At 38.7% G+C, this 15137-nt stretch carries 14 protein-coding genes and 1 riboswitch; of the genes, 6 read left to right on the forward strand and 8 right to left on the reverse strand.

The features are described from left to right. Window positions 1–2: 2 nt before the first annotated feature. From PLX19_RS16305 to PLX19_RS16320, 4 genes are all read right to left on the reverse strand, one after another. On the reverse strand, window positions 3–320 hold the full coding sequence (locus tag PLX19_RS16305) for a PTS lactose/cellobiose transporter subunit IIA (RefSeq protein ID WP_272189779.1): 318 nt from the start codon (window positions 318–320) through the stop codon (window positions 3–5). Between the two features lie 6 nt (window positions 321–326). Beyond that, window positions 327–1631: a PTS cellobiose transporter subunit IIC gene (gene celB, locus PLX19_RS16310; RefSeq protein WP_272189780.1), complete on the reverse strand. Its 1305-nt coding sequence runs from the start codon at window positions 1629–1631 to the stop codon at window positions 327–329. A gap of 14 nt (window positions 1632–1645) precedes the next feature. After that, the gene (locus PLX19_RS16315) at window positions 1646–1948 is read right to left on the reverse strand and encodes a PTS sugar transporter subunit IIB (protein ID WP_272189782.1); all 303 of its coding nucleotides are present in this window, start codon (window positions 1946–1948) and stop codon (window positions 1646–1648) included. 256 nt (window positions 1949–2204) lie between these two features. Further along, on the reverse strand, window positions 2205–2348 hold the full coding sequence (locus PLX19_RS16320; protein ID WP_272189783.1) for a hypothetical protein: 144 nt from the start codon (window positions 2346–2348) through the stop codon (window positions 2205–2207). 296 nt (window positions 2349–2644) lie between these two features. Here PLX19_RS16320 and PLX19_RS16325 point away from each other — a divergent pair, with 296 nt between their 5' ends. From PLX19_RS16325 to PLX19_RS16335, 3 genes are all read left to right on the forward strand, one after another. After that, window positions 2645–4000, forward strand: coding sequence for a cytochrome ubiquinol oxidase subunit I (locus PLX19_RS16325; RefSeq protein ID WP_272189784.1), 1356 nt, complete (start codon window positions 2645–2647; stop codon window positions 3998–4000). After that, window positions 3993–5012 carry a cytochrome d ubiquinol oxidase subunit II gene (locus PLX19_RS16330; protein ID WP_272189785.1) on the forward strand — a complete coding sequence of 340 codons (1020 nt, stop codon included), beginning with the start codon at window positions 3993–3995 and terminating at the stop codon, window positions 5010–5012. Before PLX19_RS16325 ends, PLX19_RS16330 begins: the two co-directional genes overlap by 8 nt. Window positions 5013–5568: 556 nt before the next feature. Continuing rightward, a complete protein-coding gene (locus PLX19_RS16335) occupies window positions 5569–6927 on the forward strand; it encodes an arsenic transporter (RefSeq protein ID WP_272189787.1) in 1359 nt (452 codons plus the stop codon). Between the two features lie 141 nt (window positions 6928–7068). On the opposite strand, the gene PLX19_RS16340 is transcribed toward PLX19_RS16335, so the two are convergent. Both PLX19_RS16340 and thiC read right to left on the reverse strand, forming a co-directional pair. Then, window positions 7069–7620, reverse strand: coding sequence for a DUF7010 family protein (locus PLX19_RS16340; RefSeq protein WP_272189788.1), 552 nt, complete (start codon window positions 7618–7620; stop codon window positions 7069–7071). Window positions 7621–8030: 410 nt separating this feature from the next. After that, window positions 8031–9791, reverse strand: a complete 1761-nt coding sequence (thiC, locus tag PLX19_RS16345; RefSeq protein ID WP_272189789.1) for a phosphomethylpyrimidine synthase ThiC — start codon at window positions 9789–9791, stop codon at window positions 8031–8033. A gap of 125 nt (window positions 9792–9916) precedes the next feature. Further along, window positions 9917–10032, reverse strand: a riboswitch (TPP riboswitch). A 199-nt stretch (window positions 10033–10231) separates the two neighbouring features. On the opposite strand from thiC, the gene PLX19_RS16350 reads away from it, so the two are divergent. Further along, the gene (locus tag PLX19_RS16350; protein ID WP_272189923.1) at window positions 10232–11590 is read left to right on the forward strand and encodes an arsenic transporter; all 1359 of its coding nucleotides are present in this window, start codon (window positions 10232–10234) and stop codon (window positions 11588–11590) included. A 45-nt stretch (window positions 11591–11635) separates the two neighbouring features. Continuing rightward, window positions 11636–12328: a DUF2642 domain-containing protein gene (locus tag PLX19_RS16355; RefSeq protein WP_272189790.1), complete on the forward strand. Its 693-nt coding sequence runs from the start codon at window positions 11636–11638 to the stop codon at window positions 12326–12328. A gap of 44 nt (window positions 12329–12372) precedes the next feature. Here the strand turns inward: PLX19_RS16355 and PLX19_RS16360 are convergent, their stop codons facing one another. Beyond that, complete coding sequence (locus PLX19_RS16360; protein ID WP_272189791.1) at window positions 12373–14034, reverse strand: lactate permease LctP family transporter; 1662 nt, start codon at window positions 14032–14034, stop codon at window positions 12373–12375. A gap of 331 nt (window positions 14035–14365) precedes the next feature. Between PLX19_RS16360 and PLX19_RS16365 the strand changes: the two genes are divergently transcribed. Next, the gene (locus PLX19_RS16365) at window positions 14366–14539 is read left to right on the forward strand and encodes a hypothetical protein (protein ID WP_272189793.1); all 174 of its coding nucleotides are present in this window, start codon (window positions 14366–14368) and stop codon (window positions 14537–14539) included. A gap of 92 nt (window positions 14540–14631) precedes the next feature. Here PLX19_RS16365 and PLX19_RS16370 read toward each other — a convergent pair whose 3' ends face one another. Further along, on the reverse strand, window positions 14632–15123 hold the full coding sequence (locus tag PLX19_RS16370; protein ID WP_272189795.1) for a metal-binding protein: 492 nt from the start codon (window positions 15121–15123) through the stop codon (window positions 14632–14634). Window positions 15124–15137 lie beyond the last annotated feature (14 nt).

The following is a 15137-nucleotide window of genomic DNA, read 5'->3' on the forward strand; positions in this document are numbered from 1 at the left end:
GCCTATTTTCCATCTAACATCTTCCTATATAAATCAACAAATTCACTCGCTAATTCCCTCATTGTTATAGCATTCATAAGGTGATCCTGTGCGTGAACGAACAGCAACGTAAGTTTGACCTTTTCGCCGCCTGCCTCTCGTTGAATCAACGCTGTTTGTAAACGATGCGCTTCCTTTAACTCGCTGTCCGCCTCTTGCAATTTTTCGTCCACTTCGGAAAACTTTCCTTGTTTCGCAAATTGAATTGCCTCCATCGCTGAGCTTCTTGCATTTCCCCCATGTAAAATTAGATGAAAAGCCGTTGTCTCTATCGTATCCATTTCCCTCTATTGCTCCCCCCTTTCTTCTTCCTGCTTTTGCTTATCCCACATTTTTAAGAATGGGAAATAGATGAAAAAAGCTAAGAAGAAATTTACTAGCTGCATCACAACACCTGAAACCTTACCGCCCGTTGCTAAATAGCCGCTAAATAGAATTGGTGTTGTCCACGGTACAGCTGCGCCGCTCGGCCGCGCTACAAGGCCCCATTCCATCGCAAAATATGTCACAATTGTTAGAACAAGAGGAACAAGAATAAATGGAATAAGAAGAAGGGGATTTAATACAATTGGCATTCCAAATGTCACCATCTCATTAATATTAAAAATACCTGGTCCAATAGATAACCGGCCTAAACTTTTTAATTGCTGACTTCGTGCAAATAGTAACATCGCTACGACAAGTGCGAGCGTCGCTCCAGAACCGCCCATATAAATCCATAAATCAAAAAATTGCTGCGTAATTGTATTTGGTACATCTTGCCCAGCTTGAAAGGCGACACGGTTTTGATCCATTAATGAGAGCCAAATTGGCCCCATCACGCCGCCAACAATTGCCGCTCCGTGAATCCCGCATGCCCACAATACTTGAATAAGAATAATCGCAACCACTGCTCCAAATAAGCTAGCACCAAGCGCACCAAGCGGTGCTTGTAGCAATTGGCCCACAATATTATGAATGCTGCCAAACGAAGTATGTTCCAAAATTAACCGTATAATCCACACAACTATAATCACAACAAAACCAGGAATCAGTGCAACAAACGAACGCGATACGGCTGGCGGTACAGTTTCTGGCATTTTAATTACAATATTTTTCTGTATAATAACACGGTATATTTCTGTAGATATAAGTGCTAAAATCATCGCCACAAATAAACCTTGGCTGCCAGTAAGTACAGCCGGAATCACACCTTCTACTAAAATACTTTCCTTCGTCACTTCTACAATATGAGAAACTTGAAATGGCGTTGCTAATAAGAATGACACAAGCGACAACGCCCCTGATGCTAATGCATCTACTTTATATTGTTCCGCCAATCTGTAAGCGATTCCAAAAGATGCTATTAAGGACATAATATTAAACGTGGCACTTACCGGATACCCTAATGCCTTTTGCCAGCCAGGTCCAAATAAATTAGCCATAAAATCATTATATCCAGGTATCGGCAACGCACTAATAATTAAGAAAAATGATCCGATAATTAAGAAAGGCATCGTTAAAATAATTCCGTCTCGAACAGCTTGTAAGTGACGCTGCTCTGCAACTCTTCCCGCTACAGGCATAACATATCTTTCTAAAAACCCTGTCATTCTCTCCACTCTCCTTATGCCTTCATTGACAATGCCGCTTGTAACACCGCTTCTCCATTACAAAGTCCGTAGTGCATTGGTTGAATGACATTAACAGGTATTCCTTTCTCTTTACAGAGCTCTTGCATTTTCGGTAAGAGATAGCGTACTTGCGGGCCTAATAATAATACATCCGCTTCATCAATATGATTACGAACTTCCGTCCCAGATACAGCCCAAATTCTAGCTTCTATCCCTTGCGCCTCTGCTGCTCTCTCCATCTTTGTAACAAGCAAACTCGTAGACATGCCCGCAGCGCAGCAAAGCAAAATATTCATATGATGCCCCCTTTCTCATTCGCCCTTTCCAGCTATCCATATGGTTAAGCTAACCTATATATATGTCTAGGGGAATTCTCATATGACGAGCATATAAACAAAAATTTTCTATGCTAAATTCACTTCCTTTAAGAAAGACTTACAATTCCGAAAATCGCATTGAAAAACAGAACGTATTCTTCGCTATACAAAAAGAGGTAACCTTTTTCAGATTACCTCTTTTCCTTTAATGCTATAGAATGAAGTTATTCCTTCACTATATGCTTTCTTTTGCTGGCCGATATAATGCCTGTACGAGACGATCATATTCACGCCTTGTAATTTCTTTATTATATAGCTTTAACAATAAATCTTTATGCTCTTTCGAAAATGCCATTTTTTTAATGACTTCTGGATACATGAAAACTTCCCCCTCCGTTTCATGAATACGACTAAATCCAGTGAACATTAGCATTTCTGCCTTATCGTTTATAAAAACCAAAACGGAACTAACGTTCGCATAAAGCATTATAAAACATTTTTCTTCAAAGCACAATTATAAAATACAAATTCTTCTTTTTGTTTATTTTCTGAAGATTTCAACATTATAATATCATAATCTCTCCTCAAGTACATACATATTTTTTGTCACTTTGTTGAATAAATTTTCCATAATGGTAAGAAAATAATGGCAAAAAAAGAAGAGGAGTAGGACATATGGATACTGTTACACTATCGCGCGCTTTCTTTGGATCATCGTTAGCTTTCCATATTATTTTTGCAACGCTAGGAATCGGCCTTTCTTTAATGATTTTTATAAGTGAAGTGTTATATCACTGGAAAAAGGATCCCGATTATTCTGTGATGGCCAAAAGATGGACGAAAGCATTTGCGATTCTCCTTGGCGTTGCCATTCCAACAGGAACAATTGTAGGCGTCCAGATTTCCTTGCTTTGGCCTGGCTTTGCGAAGATTGTCGGACAAGTCATTTCCGTCCCGTTTCAAATTGAAATTTTCGCCTTCTTCCTAGAAGCGTTGTTCATGTCCATTTATGTGTATGCTGCTGATAAATTGCCACCATCCATGCGATTAATATCGCTCTTTTTTGTGATGTTCGGTGCAACTGCATCTGCTGTACTTATTACATCGGCAAATACATGGATGAATACACCAGCCGGATTTTCAATGGCAGCAGACGGCTCAGTCTATAATGTCGACCCTTGGAAAGCCTTTTTTAATCCAAGCTTTGTCACAAGCTCCATCCATGTTGTCATTACAGCTTATGCAACAGGAGCTGCTGTCATCACTTCGATTGCCGGTTTCAAATTGTTAAAACGAAATAAAAGCGCACAGGAGATTACCTATCATAAAAAAGGACTATATTTAGGTTTAATCGTAACATTTATTGCAGGCGCAATCATGTGGCTTTCTGGACATGAATCTGCGATTGCTCTGCATGAGCACTCACCAGAGAAATTAGCAGCAGCAGAAGCATTATATCAGACACAATCACATGCACCGCTGGCTGTTGGCGGCGTACTTGATCCAGAAACAAACAAATTAAAATACGCCATTGAATTTCCAAATCTGCTGAGCATGTTAGTTGGTTTTTCTCCAAGCACAGTTGTAAAAGGATTAAATGAATTTCCGCAAGAAACGTGGCCGCCCTTTTACACTCATCTATTCTTTGATTTAATGGTTGGAACAGCTACATTTACATTTGCCGTCGCTGCAATTTCTCTTGGATATTGGTACTTCATTTACCGGAAAAAAGGAGGACAATTACCGAAATGGATGCTATGGGCCACTGCGGCGTGCGGTCCAATTATGCTTCTTGGCATTGAATTTGGTTGGATTTTCAGCTGCAGCGGTCGGCAGCCTTGGACAATTTATGGATTTCAGCGGACGACAGATGCTGCCACGCGTGCTGATTTTGTCGGACCATTATTCGTCGTATTTGTCGTCCTTTACATCGCTCTTGGTGCATTAACTATCTTCGTATTACGAACATTCTTTAGGCGACATCCATTAAAGAACGACTTACAACCGAACGGGGGGGATTCACATGCATGAAGCAAGTATCGCTATTATCATTCTCTGGGCCGTCATTTTTGTGTACAGTATTTTAGGCTCCATTGATTTCGGAGCCGGCTTTTGGGGGATGGTGTACGCAAAACATCCAACACTTGCTGGAAAGCTGGCGAATCGTTACTTATCTCCAACGTGGGAAGTTACGAATACATTTCTAGTCTTTGTCGTTGTAGCATTTCTCGGCTTCTTTCCAAAGGCCGCCTTTACACTTGCAACAGCAATGTTTGTACCTGTTACCTTAATTCTCATTCTCGTTGCCATTCGCAGTACCTTTATGGTGTTCGCTTACTCTGTGCCAAAGTACGAGCGTATACTGCGCACAATTTCAGGCATTACTGGCCTATTGATTCCAGCTCTCCTAATTACAGTTCTCCCCGTAACAGAAGGAGCCTTCATTACCACTGCTAACGGGAAAGAAACGTTACTATATGGAAAATTATTATCAAGCCCGGTTGTATATTGGTACATGCTCTTTGGCTTAACGTCCGAACTCTTTTTATCAGCACTCTTCCTCGCTGACTTCGCTAGCGAACAAGGCTCTAAAGATACATATCGTCTCTATCGACGAAATGCCATCTTACTTGGTCCTGCAACGCTTGTCACTGCCATCATCGCACTTGTCGTCATGGAACCGGAAACACATTGGCTCATGGAAGGTTTAATTAAACAGTTCCTATGGTTTACAATCTCAATCATCTTTTTTATCATTGGCTATTCCTCACTTTGGTGGACGAACAAAAGGCAAGGAATACTAGGTTGGCCGCGCATTGCAGTTCTGTCTGTCGTCGCCCAATATGGATTTGCAAGCTACGCTTATGGCGTTGCCCATCTTCCGTATATTATTTATCCAGACGTGACAGTTTTCACAAGCTTTACAACGACAGAAACATTTTATGCACTGCTCGTTCTCTATGCTATCGGTATCGCAATTTTACTACCAGGATTCATCTTCTTCTGGAACTTATTCTTGAAGGATCGATCATTTTTAAAGTGAAACTTCCATCAGTGACGCTTTCTCAATGATGGTTAGCCCTCACCAATCGGGATTTTACGGGCTGTTTTCTTCCCTGCTCTTCTTCAGCCTTTACTGCCCGCAAATGGCGGGGCAAAGACGTTACGACATAATTCAACATAGAATAATAAAGACACCAGCTCACAAACCAAAACAGAACCTCCACTCGCTCCTGCTCACCTAAAAAATGGTGTTCTGTCCATTATATAATTAAAAATTCTTAGTCAAACATCATCTACCACAAAATAAAGAGTAGATTTCACTCCGCATTTACCTAGCAAAAGAAAATTAGGTAGATGCACGCATTCGCTTTTCTGTTATAAATACCTAATAGGCACATACTGAATATGTGCCTATTTTCACTCCAAAATTCCTATATACTAGATCTTTCCCCTAAAATATCAAACATACATATTTACAATAGTTAGTGTAATGGCTCATACCTTCTTTTAACAATTTGAATATGATTAAATAGAAAGTCTTGGACAAGTCGAAATACTCTTGTTCAAATTTCAAAAATTAGAAGGGTAGGCTAGCTATGGGTATCGAAATTTGGATTACGGTTGTTGTTTTTCTTCTTACCATGACCATCATATTTTGGCGACCAGGCGGATTAAATGAAGCATGGCCAGCTGCAATTGGAGCGGGAACTATCATTATTGCCGGCCTCGTATCACGCAGTGACATTACTGATATCATTAGTAAAATTGGCGGCGCCTCTATTACCATCCTCGCCACGATCGTTATGGCTGTTATATTAGAAAGTTTTGGTTTCTTTCACTGGGCAGCAGCCAGGCTCGCGAACTTAGCAAAAGGCTCTGGGCATCGCTTATATTGGTATATCCAATTACTCTGTTTTCTTATGACATTATTATTTAATAACGATGGTAGCATTTTAATTACAACACCAATTTTAATTTTACTTCTAAAAAACCTTCAATTAAAACCGCATCAACAAATTCCATATTTATTAAGCGGCGCATTAATTGCAACTGCTTCTAGTGCTCCAATTGGCGTTAGTAATATTGTAAATTTAATCGCACTAAATATCGTTCATATGACGCTCTATATGCATACAGCAATGATGTTTGTGCCTGCAACATTAGGACTTCTCTTTATGTCATGGCTCATGTATATAGTTGTGAAAAAGAAACTACCGAAACAACTACCAAAATCCGCTTACGACATTGAAGAAGTCTTCTTCACAAAACACTTCCATCCATTAAAAGGAAAAAATTCGATTGATACGAAAAGTAAACGCACGAAATTTATGTTAAAAGTGTTACTGTTTGTCTTCCTTATGCGTTGTCTTCTTTTCGTTGCCTCGTTCTTTGCAATTCCGATTGAAATTGTTGCCGTGATTGGCTCTCTCATTCTCCTCATATGGAGATGGTATTATTTACGAACAAACCCAGTCGATATATTAAAAAAGACACCATGGCACATTCTCATTTTCGCTTTTTCCATGTACGTTATGATTTACGGGCTTCATAATGCTGGATTAACAGCTTGGCTTGTCCAAGCATGCGAACCGATTGTCAATCAAAGTTTATTATATGCTAGCTTTACCATGGGGGGACTCGTTTCAATTCTATCAAACATCTTTAACAACCATCCTGCCTTAATGATTGGAACGATTACCTTAACAGAAATGGGATTAGATCCAGTTACCCTCAAAACCATCTATCTTGCAAACATCATTGGTAGCGATATGGGATCATTGTTATTACCAATCGGTACACTCGCTTCTCTTATTTGGATGTATATCCTAAAGCAAAATAAAATTAAAGTAAAATGGAAAGATTACTTGAGCGTCTCCTTAATTGTTATCCCACTCACCACAATCGTAACCCTCTTCCTCTTATTCTACTGGGTACAGCTCATTTTCGCCCGTTAACTTATCAAACGAAACAAAATCCCCCTGCCCTCGCTCAGCAGGGGGATGATTATTTATAATACACATGATCTTTCAACATATAAGGCACCGACTGCTTCTATGCATGGCCAGACAGTTTTTTCATTTGCTTCTAAATGCATCCTAATTTCCTAAAGCCTTAATCTCAAAACTTAGCCATATAGAAAATACAATTTCTAAAGATATCATAACTATTGCCACTATTACTGGGCTAAAAATAATTCCTACTACTAAAGATGCGAAAGAAACAATGATAGCCATTACAAAATACGCTTTAGATTTATACAGCCATCCAAAAGGTAGTAAATGTGCTCCAAATATATGTGCTCCAAATATTATTGCTAAGATCATAACCATTTTTTCAGGAGCTGCTTGATAAATCCACATTGCAATTAAAATATATAAGAATTGATTACAAGAAAATAATATCCCTAAATTGTTTAACGAATTATCTTTCGTTGAAAATTCCGCTTTAATTAATTTAGATATCATAAAAGCGATTGGTAAAAGTGTTGCAGTAATACAAAATGTTAATAAGTTTTTTGTTGATATCCCTTTCAACGGAAGTAGCCATACTACTAAGATAGCACTCCAAATCATGATTGAAGCCAGAATAAAATGCAATCCCCGTTTACCTCTTGCCGCTATATCCTCTCTTAATCTATCTAATTCCAATACCCCATCCCCTTTTCGTAACATATAATAAACAAAACCAAATATTGGTTATTCTACATATTCATTATATAGCATTTTAACTAGATTTATAATTTTTCCAACATTAAAACTATAAAACATAATTTTACTATCTCCCTCCAATTCTTCTCATTTTCCATCTCCATAGAACAACAAATCCCCCCGCTCTCGCTCAGCGGGGGGATGATTATCTACATTAGGTTAGGTACACATGATCATAGATTAAGGGATGTTTAGAAAGGCACTTTCTATTTAAGACCCTAGCATACAAAACAAAGTAGACTCTCCACTTCCTTCTATCTTTGTTTTACATCGCACGTGGCAGATTCTATGCACGGCCAAACGCTCTCGCCCCCCTTAAAAAGAAAGGGTTTTTATTTCAGGTTTTCTACTTATTTATATAACTGACTACCCGCTTCTTTAAACTCTTCTGCTTTTTCTTTCATACCTTTCTCAATTGCTTCTGTTGTTTCTAAATCATTCTCTTTCGCATACTCACGAATATCATGCGAAATTCTCATACTGCAAAACTTCGGACCGCACATAGAGCAGAAATGCGCTGTCTTTGCTCCTTCTGCCGGCAATGTTTCATCGTGATATTCCATTGCACGTTCAGGGTCTAATGATAAATTAAATTGATCACGCCAGCGAAATTCAAAGCGCGCTTTTGAAAGAGCATCATCACGCTCATGTGCTGTTTTATGACCTTTTGCAAGATCAGCAGCGTGCGCAGCAATTTTATACGTAATCACACCTTCACGAACGTCATCTTTGTTTGGCAGGCCAAGATGTTCTTTCGGTGTTACATAACAAAGCATTGCTGTACCAAACCAGCCGATCATTGCTGCACCGATTGCAGAAGTAATATGATCATAACCAGGTGCAATGTCTGTCGTTAATGGTCCAAGCGTATAAAACGGTGCACCGTGACAAATCTCCAGCTCTTTATCCATATTCTCTTTAATTAAATGCATTGGTACATGTCCTGGCCCTTCAATCATCACTTGGACGTCATGCTTCCAAGCAATTTTTGTAAGCTCTCCTAATGTTTCAAGCTCAGAAAATTGAGATTCATCGTTTGCATCCGCAATCGAACCAGGGCGTAATCCATCTCCAAGAGAGAAGGAAACATCGTACTTCTTCATAATTTCACAAATTTCTTCAAAGTGTGTATACAAGAAGTTTTCTTGATGATGGTATAGACACCACTGCGCCATAATCGAGCCACCGCGTGACACAATTCCTGTTACACGCTTTGCTGTAAGCGGAATGTAACGAAGCAGCACACCAGCATGAATGGTAAAGTAATCTACCCCCTGCTCCGCTTGTTCAATTAGCGTATCACGGTATACTTCCCACGTTAAATCTTCCGCAATTCCGTTTACCTTTTCAAGTGCTTGATAAATCGGCACTGTTCCAACTGGTACAGGAGCATTACGAATAATCCATTCACGTGTCGTATGAATATTTTTCCCAGTAGAAAGGTCCATAATTGTATCAGCACCCCAGCGCGTTGCCCACGTCATCTTCTCAACTTCTTCAGCAATAGATGATGAAACAGCCGAGTTCCCAATATTCGCATTTACTTTCACATGGAAGTTACGACCAATAATCATCGGTTCTGCTTCCGGGTGATTAATATTTGCTGGTAAAATAGCACGACCTTCAGCGATTTCCTTCCGCACAAATTCAGGCTCCACACCTTCGCGAATGGCTACATATTCCATCTCTGATGTGATGATACCTTTACGCGCATAATGCATTTGCGTAACATTTGCCCCGTCTTTTGCACGGAGTGGCTTCCGTCCCATTTGTGGGAATACAGGCGTATGTGTAGATTCTGCTTTCACTCCATCATCTTCCGGCTTCACTTCACGACCTTCATACTCTTCTACATCTCCTCGTTCCACAATCCAGCAGCGGCGCGGCGCCTGCATCCCCTTTTCTAACTCCACTTTGTAATTCGGATCTGTATAAGGACCACTCGTATCATACACACGAATAGCCGGGTTTGGCACACCGTTTGTATCGCTTTGTGCAATCTCACGCATTGGTACTTTCATGTCTTCACGCGTACCTTCTACGTATACCTTCTTGCTTCCCGGTAAACTTGACTTCAACTCAATTTGCTCAGCTGAAACAGATTGTTTCATCATTTTTTCCTCCCCTGTGTCTTCACTTTTCTTGTGACAAGGATGAGAACTAGCGGCTAGCAATGCCAAATAAAAAAGCCAGGCCCATCATAAAGAATAGGACCTGGCTACATAAAGACATTGTTATGTAAAGCCGACAACTTCCCTCCGCTGGTACGAACCAGATCAGGTCCAAAGGGTTAAGAAGCTTCAACACGCTTCTCTCTCAGCCCAGCTCTATCGGGCACCCCCAGTTTTTCACTGATTAAATTTTTACTACGACCCTATCATACATCATTGTCTAAAAAATGCAAAGATATTTAATTTTTTCTTTTTCACTCAAAAATAGTTATTTCACTTAGTACAAGCCGAATCCGCACTTCATACATATGTAGTATAAACCGGTGTAGGAATATATTCTGTACGGACACTTCACTATAAGAACAGGAGTGAAAGAGTTGATAAACCTACAATCTACAATAACCATACTCGCGTTTCTCGGAACTATGCTCATCATCTTTTGGCGACCAAAAGGAATGAACGAAGCAATTCCAGCAACAGTTGGGGCAATGATTGTCATTTTAAGCGGCACCGTCTCCTTTGCCGACTTGGGTGATATTAGCTCAAAAATTATTGGTGCCGCCATAACAATTATGGCGACCATTGTTATGGCGATCGTTCTAGAAAGTTTCGGCTTTTTTCATTGGTGCGCTGTTCAACTTGCCCAAAAAGCTAAAAGCTCTGGTATTCGCCTCTTTTGGTATACAAATCTTCTTTGTTTTCTCATGACATTATTCTTTAATAATGATGGCAGCATCTTAATTACAACCCCTATTTTACTGCTTTTATTACATCATTTACGACTTACACATGATCAAAAAATACCCTACTTATTAAGCGGCGCACTCATCGCCACTGCCTCAAGTGCACCAATTGGTGTCAGCAATATTGTAAATTTAATTGCTTTAAAAATTGTCCATATGGATTTATACATGCATACAGCAATGATGTTTGTTCCTGCCACGTTAGGCCTTCTTTTTATGGCGTCCCTATTATTCCTCATCTTTCATAAACAATTACCGAAAACGCTCCCGGTCTTACCGATATATTTAGATGAAAATTTCGTTAAAAAATCTTTTCATCCATTGCAACCAAGGCCCCAAATAGATGCAAATCGTAAGCGAACACAATTTATGTTCGGAATTCTATTATTTGTTTTATGTGTTCGCATCAGCTTGTTTATTGCATCGTACTTTCAATTTTCTATCGCCAGCACGGCGGTCATTGGCTCTATTATTTTACTTGGGTGGAGATGGTACAAACTACGCATTTCACCGATTGACATGATTAAGAAAATACCCTGGTATGTGTTAGTTTTCGCATTTTCTATGTACGTAATTGTATATGGACTTCATAACATCGGTTTAACCGAATTTCTCGTCACAAAACTTCATCCACTTATTACCAGTAGTTTATTTCATGCCGACTTTATTATGGGCGGCTTACTTTCTATCCTCTCTAACATCTTTAATAACCATCCTGCCTTAATGATTGGTACGATCGCCCTTACCGAAATGGGACTAGATCCGATTACATTGAAAACGATTTATCTTGCAAACATCATCGGTAGCGACATGGGCTCACTACTACTCCCAATCGGTACATTAGCAACCTTAATGTGGATGTATATTACAAGAAAAGGAAAAGTAAATATCAGCTGGGGAACGTATATGAAGGCGACATTTCTCGTCATTCCGCCAACTGTCATTTTCACGCTATTTTGCTTATATTATTGGTTGAAATTGGTCTTCGCAGCTTAAAAGCGAGAAAAAGGAACATATGTAATTACAAGAAAGGAGATTATTATGCTTCATTTACAAAAATATATGAATAAACCCATACAAGTAACAATATCCGGGGCGCTTCTCCCATTTGAAGGAATTATGATTGATAAAGGCTCAGATATTATTGTATTGTATGATGGAGAAAAATACATGTATATCTCTAGTTTACACATTCAACATTTAACTCCATCCAAAGAATCCTTACTCTTTGAAAATCTCACAATTCCAGAATCTTTACTACCACAAGATATATTATCAACCGAATCTACAATTTCACTTCGAAAAACACTACAAGTAGCAAAAGGACAATATATTGAACTTGCACTATCACATGAACATTTTTTACATGGGTATGTCACTCATATTATGAATGACTATTTTGTATTCCTCTCACCTGTCTATCAAACATTATATATTCCATTTCATCACGTAAAATATCTTATTCCTTATCAAGAAGCTGAAACGCCTTATGGATTAGAAAGAGAAAGACTATCACCAGCAGCCTCCAAACTTACACTTGCCCGGACGTTTTCTGAACAATTGAAAAAACTAAAACAACATATTATATTACTTGATTTAGGCATACATGCTTACAAAGTTGGAAAATTAACGGAAGTAACGGACAATCAAATTGAACTTATTACAGCACGTAATCAACATTTTCATTTCAATTTATACCATATTAAAACTGTTCATTTCCCTTATCAGAAATAATAAAAAGGGGGACCTCATGATAATAGAGGCCCCCTTTTTGTTGTTTACGGAATCATCCAAGTTAAATAATAAGCTTGAATATATGTGATAATACCAATAATTGTTACAAAGAATAAACTGTGCTTCACTGTGAAACGGAATAAATCCGATTCTTTCCCAGTAAGTCCAACTGCCGCACATGCAATTGCAATCGATTGCGGTGAAATCATTTTACCCGTTACACCACCTGTTGTATTTGCAGCAACAAGTAATACTTCCTTCACACCTACTTGCTGCGCTGTAATTGCTTGTAGGTTTGAGAACAATGCATTTGCAGATGTATCTGATCCTGTTAAGAATACCCCAATCCATCCAAGGAATGGTGAGAAGAATGGGAATAAGCTTCCAGTTCCTGCTAATGCCAATGCTAACGTCGATGAAAGTCCAGAGTAATTTGCAATAAATGCAAAACCAAGTACTAATCCAATTGATAGAATTGGCATTTTTAATTCTTGCAACGTTTCTTTAAATGTAGCTACTGCTTGTTTTGGACTCATTTTTAAAACAAACATTGTAATGATACATGCGATTAAAATTGCTGTTCCTGTTGCTGATAAAATATCAAGCTTCAATACAGCTTCATACGGCGTTGGTTTATTAACGATTGGCTCTGCCTTCATGACTAAATTATGCAGACCCGGAACTTTAAATTTAAATACTAAACTTTCAAGCGCGCCTCCTGGAACAAATAAATCTTTAAAGAATTTCTGGCTCCAAATAACAACCATTACCGTTAAAATAATAAACGGTGACCACGCTTTCAAAACTTTTCCTGCTGCTAAATTCACTGTAGAACCAGCATCTACCGTTGCCGCTGCTTCTTCTTGTCCTTTTCCAGAACGATAAATTTCTTTTGGTTGCCATACTTTTAAGAATAATGCTAAGCTCACTAAGCTTACTAATGCTGATGTAATGTCTGGAAGCTCAGGTCCAAGATATGTTGCTGTAATAAACTGCGTAATCCCGAACGAGCCGCCTGCTACCAATAATGCAGGCCACGTTTGCTTCACACCTTTTAATCCATCCATTAAGAATACGATGAAAAATGGAACAAATAATGATAGAAGCGGTAATTGATGCCCAGCCATTTGTCCTACTTTATGAGGATCAATACCTGTTACTTGACCAGCTACTAAAATCGGAATACCCATAGCCCCAAACGCTACCGGCGCTGTATTGGCGATTAAACAAAGTCCCGCTGCGTATAATGGGTTTAAACCAAGTCCCGCAAGAAGCGCAGCTGTAATTGCTACCGGTGCACCAAACCCAGCTGCCCCCTCTAAAAACGCACCGAATGAAAACCCAATTAAAATAACAAGTAAACGATGATCACTTGTTATAGAAAGAACAGATGCACGAATAATATCAAACTGTCCTGTTTTTACTGAAATTTTGTATAAAAACACTGACATAACGATAATCCATGCAATCGGCCATAATCCATAAGCAAAACCATAACCAGTTGCTGCCATCGCCATCGTAAATGGCATTTTATAAACGAAAAGTGCAATTATAACTGTTAATACAACTGTAATAAATCCCGCAACATAGCCTTTCATACGAAAAACTGCTAAAGCCAAGAAGAAAAATATAATTGGAATCATTGCAACTGCTGCCGAAAGCCAAATGTTACCTAGCGAATCATAAATTTGTGTCCATGTGCTCATAGTCCCTCTTCCTTTCTAGTATCTCCTGTTCGCTAACAACCATATAAATAGACCACCAGGTCATCAGACCTTTAGACCTAAAAAAATAAAACGCCTACAAGAAAACGTTTTCACAAATATTATATTTATACTTTATCATATTTTCCTTTATTTACAATCCTATTTTTCGAATTTTATTCACAATTTCTTTGTTCACTTTTTCACAAATATGATATGATTATATGTTCTGCAATAAAAAACGAGATACATTGTGATTTACAGTTCATTCATGAATAGCAAAATAATATTTTCTTATACTAAAGTTGAAAACTAACTTTAGGAGGACTAGAAAATGGCTGAGCAAAATCGAAATCAAGATGCAATTGATGAAGGACGTACTAAAACAAAACGCGGCATTGAAGCAGCAAGCGATGCGATGCAAAATGCAATTGATACTGTCGAAGATGTTGGAAAAGCAGCAGTTGATCGTGTTTCTGAAGCAATGAAAGATGTCACAGCTAGATAATATATTTACGTAAGAAGCTGACTAAAAAATCCATTTTCAATCAGTTTCTTATTTATAAGAATAAAAGCACTTGCAATATGCAAGTGCTTTTACTATCTTCTTTTTCTCCGTTTGCGGCGCATTATCTTTTTTCGCCTTGTATTCACGCCATCCGCTATAATATGTAATGTACTAGCAGCTATAACACCGAGTACAAACGTGATAATTTCTATTTCATGCTCCTTTGCAATTCCAAGCAAATTTCCCTCTAGCACCGTTTTATTTAACACATATAAAAACGGTGAGAAAACAAGCAGCATGTAGAGAAGCCGAATTAAATCACCAATAATAATGGTATGGGTAAGCGGTGAGCGATGCGGCATCACAGTTTGATACGGATACCAAAAGATGCGAAGTAATCCCCATTTCCGATAAGCGGCACTATGAATATCCAAATCCGGCGTTAAAAAGTACGTCCCAACAATAAACCCAATCGCAAACGTAAGTAAAAAATCAAAATTTGTTAACCCGTAAGAAACTAGCATAAATAATACGATAGGAAGAGAAACTAAGTTTATCTTCGTGTGTGTTTTTCCTGATGGCATATTCCATTCCTTCC

This window comes from Bacillus sp. BP-3, from assembly GCF_028401955.1.
In the GTDB taxonomy this organism is placed as follows: Bacteria; Bacillota; Bacilli; order Bacillales; family Bacillaceae_G; genus Bacillus_A.

Excerpts from the sequence above, each read along its gene's own strand:
- PLX19_RS16305 (WP_272189779.1), bottom strand. The coding sequence starts at position 320 with ATGGATACGATAGAGACAACGGCTTTTCATCTAATTTTACATGGGGGA.
- celB (WP_272189780.1), bottom strand. The coding sequence starts at position 1,631 with ATGACAGGGTTTTTAGAAAGATATGTTATGCCTGTAGCGGGAAGAGTT.
- PLX19_RS16315 (WP_272189782.1), bottom strand. The coding sequence starts at position 1,948 with ATGAATATTTTGCTTTGCTGCGCTGCGGGCATGTCTACGAGTTTGCTT.
- PLX19_RS16320 (WP_272189783.1), bottom strand. The coding sequence starts at position 2,348 with ATGTATCCAGAAGTCATTAAAAAAATGGCATTTTCGAAAGAGCATAAA.
- PLX19_RS16325 (WP_272189784.1), top strand. The coding sequence starts at position 2,645 with ATGGATACTGTTACACTATCGCGCGCTTTCTTTGGATCATCGTTAGCT.
- PLX19_RS16330 (WP_272189785.1), top strand. The coding sequence starts at position 3,993 with ATGCATGAAGCAAGTATCGCTATTATCATTCTCTGGGCCGTCATTTTT.
- PLX19_RS16335 (WP_272189787.1), top strand. The coding sequence starts at position 5,569 with ATGGGTATCGAAATTTGGATTACGGTTGTTGTTTTTCTTCTTACCATG.
- thiC (WP_272189789.1), bottom strand. The coding sequence starts at position 9,791 with ATGAAACAATCTGTTTCAGCTGAGCAAATTGAGTTGAAGTCAAGTTTA.
- PLX19_RS16355 (WP_272189790.1), top strand. The coding sequence starts at position 11,636 with ATGCTTCATTTACAAAAATATATGAATAAACCCATACAAGTAACAATA.
- PLX19_RS16360 (WP_272189791.1), bottom strand. The coding sequence starts at position 14,034 with ATGAGCACATGGACACAAATTTATGATTCGCTAGGTAACATTTGGCTT.
- PLX19_RS16365 (WP_272189793.1), top strand. The coding sequence starts at position 14,366 with ATGGCTGAGCAAAATCGAAATCAAGATGCAATTGATGAAGGACGTACT.
- PLX19_RS16370 (WP_272189795.1), bottom strand. The coding sequence starts at position 15,123 with ATGCCATCAGGAAAAACACACACGAAGATAAACTTAGTTTCTCTTCCT.